The organism is Vibrio sp. 704, assembly GCF_033339295.1.
Window position 1 is genome coordinate 1 of sequence record NZ_JAWOUH010000948.1, and the last position, 534, is coordinate 534.

The window sequence follows — 534 nt, forward strand, 5'->3', positions numbered from 1 at the left end:
TGACAGTAACGCAGGTAACTTCCGCAGCGATGTATCACAAGGTGTCATGTTCCGCTGGGGTACGAATCTAGCCAACAGTATTGGCGCAGCAAACATCAGTGTAGAAAGCCCTTTCTCTGCCAGTATGCTTGCGAAAAATACCTCCAGTTGGTTTGTCTTTACAGGATTTGAAGGTCGATACCGTTTCAACGACATCACCATTGAAGGCGATCGCTCAGGTATTCCAGGCTCATCAGAACCCTATGATGTGACTCTAGAAAACTGGCAAGCAAGTGCCGTTGCAGGTGCAACTTGGTATAACCAGAATTACGGCGCAAGCCTAACCTTTACGGTGAAAACACCTGATTACGAAGAATCACAAACTGACGTTTATGGTACTGGTTCTTTCTCAGTCTTTGCTTTCTTTTAAATAGTATTTATCTCTCAGGCCAATGAACGCGTCATTGGCCGTTTTCTTTGGTCACATTACGCTGCCTTAGCCACCCTCAAGGCTGTTTTAACCCTGCTTTTTGTAATAAAATAACAGCTAGAATT

General features: G+C 44.4%; 1 protein-coding gene. It reads left to right on the forward strand.

The features are described from left to right. A partial coding sequence (locus tag R7R24_RS30040; protein WP_318120631.1) for a lipid A-modifier LpxR family protein occupies positions 1–409 on the forward strand: 409 nt, incomplete at its 5' end. Positions 410–534: the final 125 nt, after the last annotated feature.